This window comes from Rhodopirellula halodulae (assembly GCF_020966775.1).
GTDB classification, from domain to species: Bacteria; Planctomycetota; Planctomycetia; order Pirellulales; family Pirellulaceae; genus Rhodopirellula; species Rhodopirellula halodulae.
This window is the reverse complement of the sequence record NZ_JAJKFV010000029.1, coordinates 2,486,783-2,504,482: the sequence shown is the minus strand read 5'-3', so window position 1 is coordinate 2,504,482 and position 17,700 is coordinate 2,486,783. Positions and strand designations below refer to the sequence as shown.

16 protein-coding genes are annotated in these 17,700 nt (G+C 56.0%); 6 read left to right on the top strand and 10 right to left on the bottom strand.

Going from position 1 to position 17,700, the window contains the following annotated elements:
- Window positions 1-101: 101 nt before the first annotated feature.
- Window positions 102-1,001, top strand: a complete 900-nt coding sequence (locus LOC70_RS22065; protein ID WP_230256131.1) for a PEP-CTERM sorting domain-containing protein — start codon at window positions 102-104, stop codon at window positions 999-1,001.
- Here the strand turns inward: LOC70_RS22065 and trhA are convergent.
- The 5 genes from trhA to LOC70_RS22040 all read right to left on the bottom strand — a co-directional run bounded on the left by trhA (window position 934) and on the right by LOC70_RS22040 (window position 4,683).
- Window positions 934-1,587: a PAQR family membrane homeostasis protein TrhA gene (gene trhA / locus LOC70_RS22060; protein WP_230256130.1), complete on the bottom strand. Its 654-nt coding sequence runs from the start codon at window positions 1,585-1,587 to the stop codon at window positions 934-936. The two genes, LOC70_RS22065 and trhA, sit on opposite strands and share 68 nt — an antisense overlap.
- A 3-nt stretch (window positions 1,588-1,590) precedes the next feature.
- Window positions 1,591-2,562: an alpha/beta hydrolase gene (locus LOC70_RS22055; RefSeq protein ID WP_230256129.1), complete on the bottom strand. Its 972-nt coding sequence runs from the start codon at window positions 2,560-2,562 to the stop codon at window positions 1,591-1,593.
- 79 nt (window positions 2,563-2,641) lie between these two features.
- A complete protein-coding gene (locus LOC70_RS22050; protein WP_230256128.1) occupies window positions 2,642-3,172 on the bottom strand; it encodes a cell division protein FtsH in 531 nt (176 codons plus the stop codon).
- A gap of 244 nt (window positions 3,173-3,416) precedes the next feature.
- On the bottom strand, window positions 3,417-4,139 hold the full coding sequence (locus LOC70_RS22045) for a hypothetical protein (RefSeq protein WP_230256127.1): 723 nt from the start codon (window positions 4,137-4,139) through the stop codon (window positions 3,417-3,419).
- 145 nt (window positions 4,140-4,284) lie between these two features.
- Window positions 4,285-4,683 (bottom strand): hypothetical protein, encoded by a 399-nt coding sequence (locus tag LOC70_RS22040; RefSeq protein WP_230256126.1) that lies wholly within the window; start codon window positions 4,681-4,683, stop codon window positions 4,285-4,287.
- Between the two features lie 195 nt (window positions 4,684-4,878).
- On the opposite strand from LOC70_RS22040, the gene LOC70_RS22035 reads away from it, so the two are divergent.
- The gene (locus LOC70_RS22035; RefSeq protein ID WP_230256125.1) at window positions 4,879-5,199 is read left to right on the top strand and encodes a DUF952 domain-containing protein; all 321 of its coding nucleotides are present in this window, start codon (window positions 4,879-4,881) and stop codon (window positions 5,197-5,199) included.
- Here the strand turns inward: LOC70_RS22035 and LOC70_RS22030 are convergent.
- The 3 genes from LOC70_RS22030 to LOC70_RS22020 all read right to left on the bottom strand — a co-directional run bounded on the left by LOC70_RS22030 (window position 5,190) and on the right by LOC70_RS22020 (window position 8,236).
- Window positions 5,190-6,233 carry a hypothetical protein gene (locus LOC70_RS22030; RefSeq protein ID WP_230256124.1) on the bottom strand — a complete coding sequence of 348 codons (1,044 nt, stop codon included), beginning with the start codon at window positions 6,231-6,233 and terminating at the stop codon, window positions 5,190-5,192. The two genes, LOC70_RS22035 and LOC70_RS22030, sit on opposite strands and share 10 nt — an antisense overlap.
- A 2-nt stretch (window positions 6,234-6,235) precedes the next feature.
- Complete coding sequence (locus tag LOC70_RS22025; protein WP_230256123.1) at window positions 6,236-6,817, bottom strand: DNA-3-methyladenine glycosylase I; 582 nt, start codon at window positions 6,815-6,817, stop codon at window positions 6,236-6,238.
- A gap of 177 nt (window positions 6,818-6,994) precedes the next feature.
- A complete protein-coding gene (locus LOC70_RS22020; protein WP_230256122.1) occupies window positions 6,995-8,236 on the bottom strand; it encodes a cell surface protein in 1,242 nt (413 codons plus the stop codon).
- A gap of 474 nt (window positions 8,237-8,710) precedes the next feature.
- Here LOC70_RS22020 and LOC70_RS22015 point away from each other — a divergent pair, with 474 nt between their 5' ends.
- The 3 genes from LOC70_RS22015 (at window position 8,711) to LOC70_RS22005 (ending at window position 11,634) form a co-directional block, all read left to right on the top strand.
- Window positions 8,711-9,127, top strand: coding sequence for a DUF6384 family protein (locus LOC70_RS22015; RefSeq protein ID WP_230256121.1), 417 nt, complete (start codon window positions 8,711-8,713; stop codon window positions 9,125-9,127).
- A gap of 63 nt (window positions 9,128-9,190) precedes the next feature.
- The gene (locus tag LOC70_RS22010; RefSeq protein ID WP_230256120.1) at window positions 9,191-10,606 is read left to right on the top strand and encodes a hypothetical protein; all 1,416 of its coding nucleotides are present in this window, start codon (window positions 9,191-9,193) and stop codon (window positions 10,604-10,606) included.
- Between the two features lie 155 nt (window positions 10,607-10,761).
- Window positions 10,762-11,634: a BPL-N domain-containing protein gene (locus LOC70_RS22005; protein ID WP_230256119.1), complete on the top strand. Its 873-nt coding sequence runs from the start codon at window positions 10,762-10,764 to the stop codon at window positions 11,632-11,634.
- An 82-nt stretch (window positions 11,635-11,716) separates the two neighbouring features.
- Here LOC70_RS22005 and LOC70_RS22000 read toward each other — a convergent pair whose 3' ends face one another.
- Both LOC70_RS22000 and LOC70_RS21995 read right to left on the bottom strand, forming a co-directional pair.
- Window positions 11,717-13,528: a peptidylprolyl isomerase gene (locus tag LOC70_RS22000; protein WP_230256118.1), complete on the bottom strand. Its 1,812-nt coding sequence runs from the start codon at window positions 13,526-13,528 to the stop codon at window positions 11,717-11,719.
- A gap of 207 nt (window positions 13,529-13,735) precedes the next feature.
- The gene (locus tag LOC70_RS21995) at window positions 13,736-16,558 is read right to left on the bottom strand and encodes an HAD-IIB family hydrolase (protein ID WP_230256117.1); all 2,823 of its coding nucleotides are present in this window, start codon (window positions 16,556-16,558) and stop codon (window positions 13,736-13,738) included.
- A 78-nt stretch (window positions 16,559-16,636) separates the two neighbouring features.
- Between LOC70_RS21995 and LOC70_RS21990 the strand changes: the two genes are divergently transcribed.
- A complete protein-coding gene (locus tag LOC70_RS21990) occupies window positions 16,637-17,665 on the top strand; it encodes a carbohydrate kinase family protein (protein ID WP_230256116.1) in 1,029 nt (342 codons plus the stop codon).
- Window positions 17,666-17,700 lie beyond the last annotated feature (35 nt).

Genomic DNA, 17,700 nt, shown 5'->3' with positions numbered 1-17,700 from the left:
ATCAATCGACCTGCGTTGAGAATTGATCGCGTTGGGTCCAAAGGTGTAAGAGCCGTGGTTGGTTAAAAATGATCCTCTGCCGATATATTGCTCAACGACTGGTGCTGCTTGCCTTGTTTGGACTGGTGGCACAGGCCACTGACGCCGCAACCTTCGCCAACTTTTCTGCCGCCAGACACAATCGTTTTTTGGCCGACGGTTCGCTGAACCCCGACTTCTGGCTCGATCACTCCTTGCTGACGGGCGTCGCAGTTTCTCGCGCGGTTTTGGTGACTCCCCAGCACTACATCACCGCGACGCATACCGCCACGATCGATCCCACATTCGTGGCAGCGGATGGCACCCGTCACACCTACACCGCATCCAGTTCGACAGTCCTTCAGACGATTCTGCAAAATGACTTCACCAAGGATGACGGCACGTTTCTGCCCGCGGGAAGCCTTCATTTCAGCGACCTGAAATTGGTTCGGCTTTCAGCTCCCATCTCGCCAAGCGACGGAATCACGCCGATGGCGGTCTTGGGTGGTGGCTACTACGACATGCTGGGACGGCCGATGATTCTTCAGGGGCAAGGTTCCCAATTTGGATCGGATACGATTGATTTCACGCAGACCGAGGAACTCGATACTGGGGCGATCAGCGAGTCACTGATCTATCGTTGGGATCATCCTTTGGGCGGCGGCGGTCCTGACGAACTGACTTTAGTGGGAGGCGACTCGGGAGAAGGAGCCTTCATCGAAATCGGTGGTCAATACGTCTTGACCGGGACCAACATGGGCATCGGCACAGATGACGCCACCGGGTTCAAGTACAGCTTCAACACCTTCATCATGCCATATCTTGATGAAATTGAAACTTCGATCGCCGCGGATGGCTATTCATTGACTGTGGTGGCTGTTCCAGAACCTTCGTTGTTGCTTTCGGCCTTCTTCATCATGTCAACGTTGTGGGTTGGACGACGTACCAGGCGATTCCGATGGCATGAACCAACGATGCGGTGAGCACCATCAAGTGCCAAACGGCATGCAGATACGGTGCACGACGATCGTTCATCAAAAAGACCACTCCCAGGCTGTACACAATTCCGCCGAGCAGCATCGACCAAGCGAGTTCAAGCGGCACGTTGGTGATCAGCGGGATCGCGGGAAGCCAGCCCATCAGCAGGTAAGAAACAACACTGATCGAATGCACGCGGTGCATTCGGATGGCCTTGTTGTAAAACCCGACGATCGCCGCGGTCCACATGAGGATCAGCAAAGGCATCCGCCAGCCCTCAGGAGCATATCCGTAGGTGATCGGTGTGTAGGTTCCGATGATCATCAGATAAATTGCGGCTTGATCCCAGGCGCGGAATCGGTCCAGCAGGGGCTGCTGCAAAAAGACATGCGACAGCGTCGAGCACGTGAATGTCGCGACGACTGACAGGGCGTACACGCCGCAGGCGATTGCCAATCCCGTGTCTTGCGATGCAGACAGGACCAGCCAACCACCAACACCACACCAAAGTGCCGCCGACAGTCCATGCGTCCATGCATTCGCCCATTCTTGCTCGGGCTGAATCGGCGGCACGTCAACGGTGTGTTCCAACGCTCAATCTCCTGAAAGCAAACTTTCGTCACGCATCCATCGCAAACACAATTCGGGCCAAAGATCATCGGCACGTCCGTCCATGCGACCGCCAAAACCATGCCCACTGCCGGTGAACACATGCAACGCCGAAGGCACGCCGGCTTCATGCAATTTCGTGAACACCGTGACGCAGTTCATCACGGTCAACCGATCGTCTTCTCCGTGAACCAAAAACATGGGTGGAGATTGCTCATTGATTTCAAAGCCATCCAGTTCATCGGTTGCGTCTTTTTTGACGAGCCATGCTGGATAGATCAAACAAGCAAAATCAGGCAGCTTGATCGACTGATCCGCGTCGTCCACGGCGTCGTATTGACGCTCCGAAATCGTGGCCGCACGACAGGCCGCATGTCCACCCGCTGAGAAACCCAGCACGCCCACCTTTTCAGGCTGCTGTCCAGTCACCTCGCCCGCACGAACCAACGCAATCACCCGTTGAATGTCCTGCACCGGTGGCTTCCATTTCGGTTCCATCGAACGCGTCGGAACACGGTATTTCAACACAACGCTGGTCACCCCTCCGGCGACCAATTGCTCGGCAATTTCGGTGCCTTCCAAATCCCACGCCAAAATCGAAAAACCGCCCCCTGGGCAAATGACCATCACGGTTTTGGATGGTTGCCCTGATGCATCCATCGCGGGATAGACGTGCATTTCGGGCTTGGAAACATTGCCCAGCCGAATCAAACGACGCCCGCCGACCTTGTTGTCGCTCGATTTGGTGAAGTCACGCTCCGTATCATTCGGCGCGTCCCATGCTGGTGGCTCGCTGGGCCAAACAGGCATGACGCGGCTGGCCTTTGCCACCGCATTCGCGGCATCAGGTTCCTCAGCTTGTCCGTCTGATCCGAACCCGCCCGAGAACAATACAGCGGAAAGAGCAAAGCTGAAATACAACGGGCCAGCACCCGTCTCGGCAAGGCGATTCGTCACAAGATTCATATCGTGTTCGCTCGTTGGGAAGTGTTCGCTTGTGGGGAGGACTGGCCCGACATGGTACCTCAACCCACGGTCACGCGCGGCTCCACCAGAAACGCACCAAGTCCGCGACTTGCTCGCCTTCGATTTCATCGCCCAACATCAGCTCGTCCGCCAATGCGGCGATGGCCGACCAGCAAGGTTCCGATGACACGATGTGTCGCAACTGTGCGATGCACTGACGCAGCAACTTCTCTTGTTGCTGTGGGTCCTTTTTGAGAATCTCAACGCAACGTTGGGCTTGTCGCCAATCACCCGCCCAAGTCCGCACATCCAAGGCGTCCTCATCACCGCTTTGGTAAACAAACTCGGCAACCGGCCCCGCTAGGATCGTCAGCAGTTCACGAGTCACCTGCCAATCGGAATTGGGATCGATCCGCCCCCACTGGACGATGCAATCGCCAAACCGACGGACACCAATCTCGTCCTCGTCGTCAAACATTGACGCTTGCGAAAGTGATACGGACGCGATGTGGGCTCCCAAGGCACACCCAACGATGGCGTGCCCCGCTTCGTGATAGGCCGTCACAAGCTCTTCGTCGTCGTCCGCCCAATCCCAATCCAACGCTCGCTCCCTCTATTCGAACTCGGCTGCCAAAACTTGCTTTCGCGAGATCGTACCGAGCATGATGGGATCCGACGATATGATGCTCGACATCTTTTCCGCGAAGCACACAGGTCCAAACATACAAAACCAGAGGCGATCAAAGACGTCGACCGTTTGAACAATGATTCGCGCAAAAAAACCACCCCCGAACGATCGAAGGCGGCTGATAACGTTTTGCTAGAGGAGGTCTTTCGACGACCGACTAGTTCAGCATTTGCTTGACTTCTTTCATGACGGCAGCGACGTCCACTTTGTCGGCGGAGAATTCGTGGCGAGCCACCACTTGCGATTCGTTTGCGATCACGACGGTGACTTGCGCGTCGTCGGACAGTTTGTAATTGGCAGGGCCGTTCTTGTCTTTCGCAACGACGATTGGCACATTTTTCGAAGCCATCTTCTTGCCGGTGTCTTTCAAGCTGTCGGCTTTCTCGCCAAACAGAGTCACAAAGCCTTTCAGTTGTGCATCTTCGTTGGCTGCCACGGCAGCATCGATTTCTTTGACCAACTTCGCGACGGGCTCAGCCGTTTGACGAGCGAAAACCATCACCATGGGACGCGAGCCGTACTTGCAGCGATAGCACAACGCTTCGCCAGCTTCGACGCCGTCATCCTCTGCACCAGCAACCTTGGTGACGTAGAACGCGCCGATGGGATCGCCTTGGCAAAGTCCTTTGTCTGCGGTGGCGGGGTCTGCGGCGAAAGCAGCGGGAATTGCCATCACACATGCCAAAGCAGCAGTCAAAAACAAACGCGACATCAAGCTTCTCCGTTTGAAGCGGGGATACATGGCGGCCTGAACCCAAATGTTCAGTCTCGCCCAAAACGAATTCAATTCTGTGTCAAGCAATGACGATTGCGACGAATCATCCGCCACCGCCTGAGCGGATCCGACGAAAAACAAAGCCTCGCGATCCGGTCCGCTCATTATTTCACCCGAAAATCCGTGCGGCTAGTGACGGATGCTCGGATTGTATCGCTTTGCCAACTAGGATTGGACTCAAACTGATTGCAACTTTTTCCCCACACGCGCAATTGCGTTGAAAGTTACAGAGTGTCACTACTCCTCTTTCTCAGGAAAATCCGATGAACCTTGCTCGAATCTTCGCAGCCGTCGCGGTTGCCGTTTGTATTTCGTCCGCTTCGACCGCCAGCGCTTGTGGGCTGCTCGGTTGTGGCGATCCATGCTGTGAACCAGCTCCCGTGTGCTGCGAAGCACCCGCGCCGGTTTGCTGCGAACCAGCTCCTGTTTGCTGCCCACCCGCACCTGTGAAGGTGTCTTGGTGCGTGAAGAACCCTCTGACCTGCTGCCCCGTCGAAGTCAGCGCATGCGTTCCCGCTTGCTGCGAAAACGTCATTCCTGAATTGGTCTGCTGCAAAAAAGGTTTCTTGGGTCGCAAGATCATGACGTTCAAGTTCGCTTGCTGCGACCACTGCGTCGACGTTGTGTTCACGCCACTGGGCCGCGTCATCGTTCGCGACTGAGATCGGTTCGCTCAAGAACAGACGGAAATTTCGCGGCACCTTCGCCGCAATTGAACAACGTCTTCACGGACACTACAAAGCCGGTTGGAAATTCCAGCCGGCTTTTTTCGTAACCTCTCACGTTTTCGCGTGACCTGATCACGAGCGTCACCGAGTAACTCTATTCCAAGCGTTCTCAATCAATGACTGCCCCCGCCACCCAAACCGTTTGCAAAATCGCGACCCAGCAGCAATGGGAAGCGACTCAGTCCACGGGAATCTTGCCGCCGGCCCCGATTGATGAAAAGGACGGCTTCATTCATCTCTCAACCCCCGAACAAGTCCCCGGCACCCTCGCGGCTCACTTCGCCGGCCAGTCCGAATTAGTCGTGCTGCACATTCGTGTCCGCGACATCGAAGAACATCTGAAGTGGGAGACGTCTCGCGGAGGCGACTTGTTCCCGCATCTCTACGCCGAGTTGCCTCTGTCCGCCGTGGAACGCTGCGAACCGGTTCAACCTTGAGAGCTGGCTGCGCTGACTGCCGTTTTTCGGCTGGCCCCCGAATCCAGTGACCACCCCACGAAACGCAACCACAAGATTCCCACGGTTGTTACCAGCATGAAAACAGCAGCACAGAACAGGGAAACCGGAACAACTGCCCATACGGAATCCCATTGAAACGCCCAATTCAGCGTGCGAGGTTCGACCCAAAACCCCCAGGCGGTGATCGCGGCGGATGCTCCCATCCAGTTGGCAAAATAGACAGGTATCCATTTCAGTGACCAAGCTTTGGGCGAATGTGCCGTCGGTCCTGCATTACGCGGCATCAAGACAAAAGTCAGTGAAGAAACCACGGATCCGGCAATGACCCCAAGGGCCACTGAAACCCAAAAGTCGATGGGGTCTTGGAGTGATTCAAACATCGCACGACAAACAACAAAGACCAGCGCAGACACCGCCATCAATTCCAACGAGTCGGCGATCGACCCGCGACGGGGCGGTAGTGAGGCCTTCAACTTTGGACGCAGCGTCCGCGTGCTCATCCAACCGACCGCACTCGCTACCAAGGCCAACGCCAAGCAGTAACCGAACAGCAGCGGGGAAAGTTCATCCCAGATATCTTTAAAATCTCCTCGCGGACCTTGCTCGAACAACATCAGTGTCCAACAGAGAAGCCCAGCACAAACGAGCCCGAGCAAAGCAACGAACGCGACACGAGTGATATAGCGCTGCAGCATCAACAATGGCAGGGTCGTCAACAGTGCAAACGCCCCCAGTATGGGCATACAGATGACGCCAACGAACACGAACATGATCGTTACAAATTGATCAAACTGCCGAAATGTGTCATCGATCGCCCACATTCCGGTCACTCCAGCGACGATCGAAACAAGCATTCCCGCAAACAATCCACCCAACCCCAGCCAAAAACTCTTCCAATCAATTGCCTTGGACAGTTTGACTCGACCCGGCGTGGCAACCTGCGGTTCATTGGCATCGACAGATCGCTCGACTTGGCTGGGGCCGCTCGTTTGGCTGGGGCTGCTCGTCGCCATGATCACTCTCGCATTGCCTGGATGATCGGGTATCGCCAGCATCCAACAACATGGTCGTTCACGATGCCGGTCGCCTGCATCAGAGCATAACACGTCGTGGGGCCAACAAACTTCCATCCACGTCGTTTCAGCTCCTTGCTCATCCGGCGTGATTCATCCGTGATGGCCGGAATCTCGTCCGCGTAAGCAAACGCGAGGTCGCGTTCAGGCTTGAACTGCCACAACAACTCGCCCAACGAGACATGCTCGTCCATCAAACAACGCATGCGACCAGCGTTGTGGATCGCCGCTTCGATTTTTGCTCGATTGCGAATGATCCGAGCGTCCCGCATCAAACGCTCGATGTCCGATGCAGAGTACTCCGCCAACCGAAGCGGATCGAACTGGGCAAAGCATTCCCGAAAGGCGTCGCGGCGTTTCAGAATTGTGATCCACGACAGCCCGCACTGAAAACCTTCTAAGCAAACCTTTTCAAACAGCCGTTGATCGTCACGCTGTGGAACGCCCCATTCCTCGTCGTGATACCGCTGGTATTCCGGGTCCACTTCGCACCAGCCGCAACGAGAAAATGGAGCTTCATCCACGCTAGCTTTGATCCTGAACGTACGTGGTGAACAACCAAATGATACTAAAACGCGAATCCATTGTTGCTTGTCGCCCTACCAAAGCCGCGTTCAGATGCAAGCAACGCGGCGTCAGCGCGACAACACTTCACCAGCACTCGCCATCTGGCGAGTGAACTTCAGCTCGAAAACGATCGCCTACAGCAGCGATTCACCGCGAGCGTAGCGGCCCAGCGTTTGTTGGTACTTCCGCTTGCCTTCTTCGACACTGGCACGGATGGCTTTGGTGCTCTCTTCGCTTTCTTTGCGAAGTTCCGCGATCATTTGCAGCGATTCGATTTGGAACCCGCTGATGGCATCAACCAACTTTTGCACGGACTCCGGATTGATCGTGCTGCCGTAGCCCGCTTTCAACGCCGCCCGTTCCAATTCGCGACCCAGATCAGCGATGTCCTCCAGGCCTTTGTTGACACCGTCTTTCATGGCCTCGGTGGCCTGCGTCACTTCATGCAAACCATGTTGGCTGGTGTAAACGGTTCCCAAAATTGTGAAGACATGTTCGTTGGTGGTGAAGAACGTCACCGCACGGCGGAACACACGTTCTTTCACATCGTGAGTTTGCTTCAGCTTGGTAATCAGCGTTTCGCCGACGTCGTAACCAATCTCCAAGTTCTCGGCGATGTCTTTGAGCAGTTGATACGTCTTGTCTTCCTCTTCGAACTTATGCCGGGCTTCGTCTCGTTTCAGCTCAAGCTGGCTTTTGCCGCCTTGGTCCTCACCGGTGTAGTTGTCGAGCGCTTCCTGAGCCGTGGCCAAACCGTCTTTGGCTTCTTCCAAAATGGGGGCATGGGTGTCCAGAAGTTCGCGAGCCAGCACCTCGGCTTCCTTCAACGCGAATCGGAAATCGATGTACGCGTCCATGATTTGCTCTTCGACGTTCAGAGCGTCTTTGGTGTCTTTCGCAACGTCGCCATAGATCTCGGCGATCTTTTCAAAGCGATCACTGGGGGTTCCACGTCGCATCTTCATCCACCAGTTGGACACTTTTTCCGTGCCGCTGATTTTGCCGTCGTCCAATTGAGCGATCAGCCGCTTGCTGTCCTCTCGAACGGAATCGAACATCTGCGTGATGTCCATGTATCGATTGCCAATTTCCACGGACTCGATGTTCTCACGCACCAAAGCGTTGAACGAACTCATGTGTTTGATCACGTCCGCGATGGCCAACACCTTGGCCTCGTCCAGATGACGCACGCCTTCCAACAGGCTGATCAATTCCTGTGGAGCAACGTTTTCCGTCGTTCCAAACTTCTTCAACGTTTCCAAAGCACGATCGAGGTACTGCCGCATCGAACGCGTGTCCCGTTGCGCCGATGGTGCGGATGAGGTGGTTTGCTGGGCGGACTCAGCGGGTGCGGAGGCGTTGGCTTGCTGGCTCATGTGAATGAACTCGTGCGTTGGTACAAATGGATGTGAAAAGGAACGACGTGAAGAGAAACTCTGCTCGGGCAGCGACACTTCCCTGCCGTCACACTTACCGGGCCGAATTGACCGGCTGACGGAGCGCGATATTCAACGTGCCGCCACGAAAAGTTTGGCGACCTAATTTGCCAATCTAGCGGGCCCATTCAGCGGGCCAATGTTGCGACACGGAACTTAGGTTACGTTCCTGCGAAGGTCGGAGCAATCACGGGGCGAGTCTTGCCCACTCCGCGATCCAACGATCTGCCGATACAATCGAACTCTCGAACGAAGCTAGCTCGCTAAGCGGAAAATTCGTCCCGCGCTGGTTTCGGCAATCGGTGCCTTCGTGAGATCCGTCCGGGAATGAGATCATTCCGAAACAGCGCCCTCAACCTGATCTTTCCCAGCCGGTTTCAAACGACGCCTTCGTCCTTTCAATTTTCGATCGTCATGGCCAACGCACAAGCTCAAGCGACCGCGCCTTCTAGCATGGAAGAGCTGCGTCAACGCCGCGCCAAAACCAAGCTTCCCGGCGAAGACCTGACCATTGCGGAAACGCTACGAGTCATGGATGTCGCTCGCGAACTTCGCGACCGGCGTGCCACCGCCGAGGAAATGTTTCGCTCCGATGAAGTTCGCATTCAGCTTCGCGAGAAGTTGATCCGGACCGCCGAGATGTCGGGCGACCGAGTCAGCGAAGCGGAGATCGACGCGGCGATCGACCAGTATCTGTCCAATCTTCACACGTACGAAGCCCCCAAGCCGGGTTTCAGGAAATTCATGGCCTATTGCTGGATCTGGCGAACTCGAATTGCCATGGCGGCCACGGCCGCAGCCGCCGCGGGGGCTTGGTACTTCTTTGCCTAACGCTGTCACGCCAATTTTGTTTGCGACTTTCTATCACTGCAGCCTTCTTTCCCATCACTCGCCATGCCGCTGACCGGCCCAACCGTCCACGGACAACTGCTGACCGCCTACAACCAGGCCGCTGCAAAACTGGAACAGTTGCGCAGCCAGATGGGACAGTTCCAAGCAACCCAGGACCAGCTCGAAGCCCAACGGGACGAGACACTGCGTAGTTTGGCCGAGCACTATCTGCCGGAACTATCCCGCGAAGCGATCCAAGAGACGTGGTCAGAAGTGCGACCGACGATGCACGAGATCCTGCTACGAAAACAGGATCACGTTCGACGCCTTCAAGATGACTTGGAAGCCGACAACCACGGTCGCGAGACGCAAGAAGCGGCATTGGCAAAGCTCAACCAGGATTTGGAAGCGGCCGAAGCCAAACAGGAGCAATTGATTGCCGCGGTCGAAGATACTTTGAAGAGCAATCCGGCATTCGTTGCCTTGTCCGATCGCGCTGCGATGGCGGAGGCGGCTCTGGAACGCGCCGAAGCGAACCTGGACGAAATCAGCCAAGACGCGGCACGGAAACTACCCGCGTTTGAGGAATGCAAACTCTTCAGCTATTTGAAAGACCGACACTTCGGCACGGCCCAGTACACCCATCGTGGATTCACGCGACGGATGGACCGGTGGGTCGCGAAAATGTGCGACTACCAACAATCCAAACGCGACTACGACTACCTGAAGAACACGCCAGAAACGATGCGTGCGATCATCGCGGAAGATCGCGACGCGTTGGAAACCGTGATGCAGGAACTGGAGGGACATCGTGACCGCGCGGCGGACCAACACGGTTTGGACCAACATCTTCGCGAAGTCCGGGCACTGAAACGACAGCGAGAATCACTGCTGGATGACCTCGGTGAGTGGACGCAGCGATGCGAGACAAGCCAAGCAAAACTGACCGAACTGGAAACCACGCAGTGCTCTTACTACCAGGAAGCCGTCGAGCTGTTCCGGAAAATGTTGGCTCAAACGGACACTCACGAACTGCGTCAAAAAGCTCGCCGCACCCCGGAAATCACCGACGACCAAATCGTTGCTTCCCTGCGAGGCATCGAGACCAAGATGGACCAAACGGAATTGACCAGCAACCGTTTTCAGGACGACATGGTCACTCAGCAGCAGATCCATCAGTCGATCGGTCGTTTGATCCAACGCTTTCGCGCGTCCAGCTTTGACCGCGGGCGTTGTCAGTTTTCGGACATGCTCGACGTGATGACCATGTTGGACCGAGCCCAATCGCCGCACGATGTGGATGCGGTTTGGAATTCAATCCGGCGAATGCAAAGCTGGGGTCCCACCGCGATGGACCACGTGACCAATGTCGCCACGCACCCGATGACGCAGGTCCTGGTCAACGCGATGGCACACGCCGCGGCGGGCGCCATGAGCGAGCACGCCAGACGAGCCGGCCGGCGCAGTCGACGTCGCTGAGAACGGTCATTCAGGAAAAGAGCCAAACGCCTGCCACGCAAACGCACTATTCGCAGGCTTGTTCGCGAACAATCGTTGCCACAGCAAAATCTACGCCGATCTTTCGTTGTTGCAGACTGAGCTTCTTCAACCAAACCAGGAACATGACACCGGCCATGCGTATTCACCGCCACCTGACGATCCATTTGCCGTTGCGATTTGTGAGTCTGTGTTTCGTCGGGCTTGGAGCTTGGCCTTGCACTCTCTCACACGCCAACGAGGCAATTCGTGTCGCGATCTACAATGACAATGGCGTTGGGCAAAGCTGGAAGTCAGTGCAGTCCAACTTGACGGCTGAGGATCAGACGTTTTCGGTGCAGACCATCAATGCTCAAGAGATTCGGTCGGGCGTACTGGATGACTTTGATGTCTTGATCCACCCCGGCGGAAGCGGCAGCCAACAGGGAAAAGCATTGCAAGAAGCCGGCCGCGAGTCGGTTCGAAAGTTTGTGTCAGATGGCGGTGGTTATCTTGGCATTTGCGCCGGTGCTTACCTTGCAACCAACGACTATTCATGGTCCTTGAACCTGCTGGACGCGAAGGTGGTCGACCGTCTCCATTGGAATCGCGGAAACGGCGATGTCAGCATTTCGCTCACGGATCAAGCGGCAACCCTTTTCGACTGCACGGACCACGAAGTCAACATCTATTATGCGCAGGGACCACTGCTAGGCCGTCGCGAGTGGGATGACCCCCGAGTGCCCGACTATGAAAGCTTGGCGGTGTTCTCGACCGAAATCGCGAAAAAGGGAGCCCCACGCGGGATCATGATTGGAACATCGGCCGCGGTTCGCGGCGAATACGACGAGGGACGAGTGCTGTGCTTCAGCCCCCACCCTGAACTCACCGAAGCGTTGGGAAGCTGGATTACCATCGCGGTTCAATGGCTCGCGTGCGACCAATCACGACCTGAAGCAACTCCCCGGTGCCCCACCTCGGCCCGACCCACTCCCGGTCGGCGACGAACGCCAACGAAAAACCGCGACTGAATCCAGAATGATTCGGCCGCGGTTGCGTGGTCTTCGTTGGTTGACAGCGTCAACGATGAGCGCTGTCGATGAGCGTCTTCGATTACTGTCGAGTGGACGCTTCCGATCCTGCGACGCGTGGCAGTTCTTTGGTCGCCACGAAGAAGTTGTCGATCTCGGCGGTTTCCTTCAACCGATCGTACTTCAGCCCCATCGCCAAATTCATTTTCTTCTCGAGCAAAACGCTGCGAAGCTCTCCTTCCACGGCGTTGAAGTCCGACACGACGGGCTCGGTGAATCCTTGGCAACGCAAGATGATGTACTTGTCGCCCGTTGCGATGATGCCGCTCAGGTCACCCGGCTTCATCTGGAACGCTTCCTTTTCGACAGCAGGTTGACCACCAAATTTGCGAATCGGCGGCACCTTGCCATAGTTGCTCGCTGAAACGGGTTCGATGCTGTACTGGTTTGCCAACTGACCAAAGAACTGGTCCGTCGGGTTGTCTCGAGCCATCTCCCAAACCTTTTGGGCACTGCGTTGGTCCGACAACACACAAGCCAGCACTTCTGCACGGGGGCCGTAGTGAGCTTCGAATCCCTCTTGCATGTCGGTTTGCGTCAGAGTGGTTTCGTCTTCCACCAACTTCTTCAGTGCAACGCTCGGCCACACGACGTCTTCGATGTAAACGTCACGCGTTCCGGGGCCTCCTTCAAGAACAGCGTCAAACCATCCGGCGATGTCAGCGGCACCGTTGGGGGTGATGTAGCCAAAGCTGATCGCGGCTCGCTCGATCTCCGCTTGCAGGTCGGCATTGGTGACTTGCTTCCCAGCTTTGGACAAAGCTTGTGTCAGCAGTTTGCGATTGATCTCGCCTTCCAAAACACTTTCGCCATGACGCTTGATACATTCGGCAGCGACACTGGCGATCGAAACTTGCTGTCCGTTGATGATCGCGGCGACGCCGGGATACTTGGCGGAAGCCGCTTGATCGCCCAATACTTTGACGACCTGAGCTTGTTTCTGAAGTTGCTCAAACAATTGGCTCGCGGCGGTCTTCATCTTCTCGTCACGAATTCGATCGTTGATTTGTTCTTTGATGGCCGGCAACGCTTGCGGCGAAGGTTGGCTGGCGGGGATGCGACGCACGGCTTGCAAGAACATCCAGTGATCGCCAACCGGCAACACTTCGGAAACGTCGCCTTCGGCCAAACCAAACGCTGCGTCTTCGATGGTCTTGTCGCCCATGTAGCGACGAATCGGTGGAATCAAACCGCCAACGCTGGCGCTGGTCGGGTCTTCGCTGAATTCCTTTGCCAAACGAGCGAAGCTGCTCGGTTCCGCGGCGGCTTGCGCATGCAACTGAATGGCCTGTGACTTGTCTTGGATCATCACCATTCGGCACTTCACCGCTTCGCCGTATTGCGAAACAAACGCTTCGTTGAACTCTTGCTGAGTCACATCCACTTGGTCGGCGACCAGCTTTCGCAGGGCGAGCATCGGCCAAATGATTTCGCGGCTGTATTGCTCAGGCGTGATGTCGCGTTCTTCCTGCAAGAGTTGCAGGTAGCTTTCCACGTTCAGGCCGAACTTCTTGGCAACACGAACGATCTCCGTGCGGACTTCTTCCGTCGTCACGCCCAGACCGCGGCGTTTGCATTCCTGCATGATCAAGTGACGATTGATCAAGTTGTCCAGCACATCCGTGCCGTAGCGTTCGACGCTGGCTTCCGCCAACGTGTCTCGCGAAATCGGGTCCGCGTTGACCACGGCGACGACCGAGTTCTCAGCAGCATCCACCGACATCGTCGTGACGCCGCCGGCGATCGCGACCACGGCAGCGACCAATACGAGGAGCCGACGAATAGAATTTTGCGGTGATGTTGATCGCAACATCCAACGAGCGTGAGCCGTCATCTTCGGACATTCCTTTATCCGGGTGATTTTTGGAACCTGAGCCGCGACTTTAGAAAAACCGCCAAATTGTCTCAAGTTCAATCAACCGCACGATTTCAGTATCGACGTTGGTCACCCGCGCAAGCCAGGCAACATGGGCAACCCCCAGGCTTCCAACTGGCTCAACGATCGACATTGAACACGTTGCTTAGCCGGTATCCGCGTCCATCAAGTCGCTTCAATCACACCGATGCGGGCATGATTGGGAAGCAAGCCTTCCGTCAGACGCTCGCCAAAGGCCTCCATCGAATCGGCCAACAATCGCCAAGTCCCCGATCCTTCGGCTTTCGCATCACCGGTCCGCAACAGCGTTTGGTAATCCGCGACGGGCACCTCTTCGTTGGACGCGGAATCTTCCGCCGAGGACAGTCGGACCATCACCAACAAGGCACGACCGTCCATTTCGTACTGAAGCACATAGAGGCCCGACTCTGTATTCACATCCACGGAAAGATGCTTTGAGTCCAACAATCCGTCGTGGGTGTAGCCTTTGCGGATCGCAATCAGGGTTTTGTACCAATCCCGCATCGTTTCGTTCCCGTCCTCGACAGCACCGATGACGGACGAACGCATCGCTTGCTCGTCGGTTGGCAAAACACCGTCACTCCAATCGTGCTGCGGGTACTCTCGTTTGCGACCACGGACCACAGCTTTTTGGAGGCGTGGGTCACCGAAATCCACGAAGAACCGGAAAGGATTTTCCGAAGCGAATTCTTCGCCCATGAACAGCATCGGTATCGACGGTTGCAACATTGCCAACGTCACCGCGGCGGCTTGCGTTTCCAATGAAGTCAACTGGTGCAGTCGCTTTCCCGTCGGATGATTGCCGATGAAATCGTGATTTTGAATGCAGATGATCGATGACTCTGTGTTCACACGCACAAGGTTTCCCGCGTCATCCACCACCGGCTGCGGTTCACGCCCACGATCGCCGCGAACATCACCGGCGAAGACAAAACCGCGACGAAGGGATTGCTCCAGATCCACACCGGCGGAATAGATTCGCTGCGTGAGCTGTTCGCCGGGTCGCACCGTCGCGAACATGCTGTGGACAAAGTCGTCACTCCACTGCGCGTCGAAGCCGCTGCCGCCATCGGACAAAGGCTGCACCATGATTTTGTCGTAGACATTCGTTTCGGCAATCAACCAAACCCGTTGGCCATTCGCTGATTCCCATTGACGCAGCTCTTCCCCCATTTGCGTCGTGATGTGTTTCTCCGAGTCGTCTTTCATGCAGTGGATCGCATCGACCCGCAAACCATCCAGGTTGTATTCATCCAACCACATGATCGCATTGTCGATGACAAATCGGCGAACGACATCTCCGTGTTTCTTACCATCGAAGTTGGGGGCGGCCCCCCAAACCGTCGAATGTTTTCGTGACGAGTAGGCCCCGAATTGCGACCAATAGTTTCCTTCGGGCCCAAAGTGGTTGTAGACCACGTCCACCATCATCAGCATCCCGCGTTGGTGAGCCGCGTCGACCAGACGCCGGAACTCTTCCGGGGTACCGAACGATGTCATCGGGGCATACCAATGCGTCCCGTCGTAACCCCAGTTCCATCGCCCCGCACAAGCCGCCACCGGCATCAATTCAATGGCGGTGACACCGAGATCCACCAGCTCATCCAACCGCTCAACCGCCGCGAGGTAGGTGCCTTCTTCGGTAAACGTCCCCAAGTGCAGTTCATAAATAATCAACTCATCCAGGCTTTTCGCGACGGACTCCGGCCGGGCCTGAAACGGGAACTGCGTGTCAACGATGGCGGATGGTCCGTGGACACCATCCGGCTGATACCGGGACGCGGGATCTGGCAATGCATGTAGCAACATGTCCAGGTTCAAGGCTTCCGTCCCGGCATCAAACACGTCCGCGAATTCGTCACGAACAAAACGGTACTGGTAACGAGTGCCATCGCTGACTTCGGAAACATGACAGTGATGAAAGCCTCGGTCATCACGCGTCATTCGGAACAATCGTCCAGGCAAGACTTCCAGCGCAACGCGTTGTTGCTTGGGAGCCCATAACGTGAACTCGGCTTCATTGGATCGAACCAGCTTTGCTCCCCAAGCAATCTCACCTGGTTTGCTTGTCGGCGCGAGCTCATCTGCTGCCCCGCCGACCTCTGACAGTTCATCGAACAATCCGAACCAACGTGCTCCTTCCAAGACACCACCTGTGCTGGTCGCGGTTGCCAACTTCAATCGATCGGGCCAACCGTGGGCCACATGAGCGTCCCAAACGTTGCGTGCAATTTTGCGATCGGCATTGCCGACCACGACGGCGCGATACCCCGCAATGAGTGCCGCGGTGTCATTGCCGGAATCGCCGCAGAAAACGATCTGCTCCGGTTCCAATTGATGTTGTTCACACCACCAATGCAGTGCGAACGCTTTGGAGGCTCCTTGGGGTAAAACGTCGACCAATCCATCGTTGTTAAATGGATCGATGCTGCTGACGATGCTGCATGGCAACTCGTGCAGTTTGAGATAAGCCGCCACGGCATCGTGGCAAGCTTCCAACTTTTCGGCGGGGACGTAGTAACTCCACTTGTGGCGACCTTGCTTGAATGATTCTTGCAACGTGAAGTCGTCCAATTCCGCAATCGCGTGACGGTGTGTTTCCACGTCCACGTCACCGAGCACCTCATCCAAGATCGCTTCGTAGGCACTTTCGCGAACAAAGTCGCCTTCGTCGGTCAATCGATAGATGCTGACACCAACGTCGCACAGAATCCACTGCGGTGTGGGCAAATCAAATTCGCCCATCGCGTCTCGTACGGAATCGAAGTGCCGACCGGTCACAAACACCAATGGCACATCGTTTGCCTCCAAGTGCTTGCGAATTTGCGACATCGCCTCAACGGCAACTTCATCCCCGTCCAACGGCAAGAACGTTCCATCCAAATCCGTTGCCAAGACTTTGGGCGGTAAGGAACGAAGCGTGGCGGAACGAGACGTCGAGTGGTCGGATGCGATGGTGGTTTTCATCGTGTAAGATCAGCGTTGTTGCGCGAGGATGACGTTTGCAATTTGACTCCGAATGCTCCCCAAGGATTACAACGCACGATGACCGATTCGTCGATTGCCCGCAGTGAAGATCATCCAGCAGGCGTTGCGATCATCGTGGGAGAAGTCTTGTGGGATTGTTTTCCCGATCGTCAAGTGTTGGGCGGAGCACCACTGAATGTGGCTTGGAACTTGGCGGGTTTCGGCTTGAATCCGCTCTTTGTCAGCGCCGTTGGCGATGATGAACTCGGACACAAGATCCTGAAACGAATGCGAGAGTGGGGCCTGTCCACGGACGGAGTCGCTGTGCTGCCGGATGCTGCCACCGGCACCGTGCAAGTCACCTTGGTCGATGGCGAACCACAATACGAGATCGTTCGCGGTGTGGCCTACGACCGGATCCCCGTTCCCAACGCGGAAGTGCTGGCAACCGTGCAAGACCGCGTTGCGAAAGCCTCTAAACAAGGTCTGCCATCGCTGCTTTACCACGGCACGCTGGCGTATCGAAGCGAGCCCAATCGAGAAACGATTCATCAACTGCGGCGTCATTTCCAAACCAGCGGCAACGATTCATTGGATGTCTTTTTCGACATCAATGTTCGTAAGCCGCACTATGACACGGCGTGGCTGGACGACCTGATGCCGGGAGCGGGCCTGGTCAAGTTGAACGAAGACGAAATGGGCGATCTAGCTAGTCAAAAATTGCTCAATGCGGACGCTCGTCGATCGGCGGCACGCGAGTTGCTTTCCCAGTACAGCAATCTCGAATGCTTGCTGGTAACACTGGGTGCGGAAGGCGCGGAGTGTTATTTGAACAAACAACAGTATGGTCTTCCTAACGACGGTCAGCCACCGATCACGGTGGTCGCTCCGGAACCAGAAACCATGATCGATCCCGTCGGTGCGGGAGACGCTTTTGCATCCGTTGTGATTGCCGGGCATTTGAGACGGCTTCCGATCGAACCAACGCTTCGGCTCGCGACACGATTCGCGTCCCAAGTTTGTGGTTTGCCGGGGGCCACCAGTGACGACACAGATTTTTACAGGATTGATTTCAGCGGGGATCCGAGGTGCGTTCCGGATGATTGAACGCGCACGGGACCTGGTCCTTTTTTCGACAGGAA

Excerpts from the sequence above, each read along its gene's own strand:
- LOC70_RS22045 (WP_230256127.1), bottom strand. The coding sequence starts at position 4,139 with ATGAGCGGACCGGATCGCGAGGCTTTGTTTTTCGTCGGATCCGCTCAG.
- LOC70_RS22040 (WP_230256126.1), bottom strand. The coding sequence starts at position 4,683 with ATGACGCGGCCCAGTGGCGTGAACACAACGTCGACGCAGTGGTCGCAG.
- LOC70_RS22035 (WP_230256125.1), top strand. The coding sequence starts at position 4,879 with ATGACTGCCCCCGCCACCCAAACCGTTTGCAAAATCGCGACCCAGCAG.
- LOC70_RS22030 (WP_230256124.1), bottom strand. The coding sequence starts at position 6,233 with ATGGCGACGAGCAGCCCCAGCCAAACGAGCGGCCCCAGCCAAGTCGAG.
- LOC70_RS22020 (WP_230256122.1), bottom strand. The coding sequence starts at position 8,236 with ATGAGCCAGCAAGCCAACGCCTCCGCACCCGCTGAGTCCGCCCAGCAA.
- LOC70_RS22015 (WP_230256121.1), top strand. The coding sequence starts at position 8,711 with ATGGCCAACGCACAAGCTCAAGCGACCGCGCCTTCTAGCATGGAAGAG.
- LOC70_RS22010 (WP_230256120.1), top strand. The coding sequence starts at position 9,191 with ATGCCGCTGACCGGCCCAACCGTCCACGGACAACTGCTGACCGCCTAC.
- LOC70_RS22005 (WP_230256119.1), top strand. The coding sequence starts at position 10,762 with ATGCGTATTCACCGCCACCTGACGATCCATTTGCCGTTGCGATTTGTG.
- LOC70_RS22000 (WP_230256118.1), bottom strand. The coding sequence starts at position 13,528 with ATGACGGCTCACGCTCGTTGGATGTTGCGATCAACATCACCGCAAAAT.
- LOC70_RS21995 (WP_230256117.1), bottom strand. The coding sequence starts at position 16,558 with ATGAAAACCACCATCGCATCCGACCACTCGACGTCTCGTTCCGCCACG.
- LOC70_RS21990 (WP_230256116.1), top strand. The coding sequence starts at position 16,637 with ATGACCGATTCGTCGATTGCCCGCAGTGAAGATCATCCAGCAGGCGTT.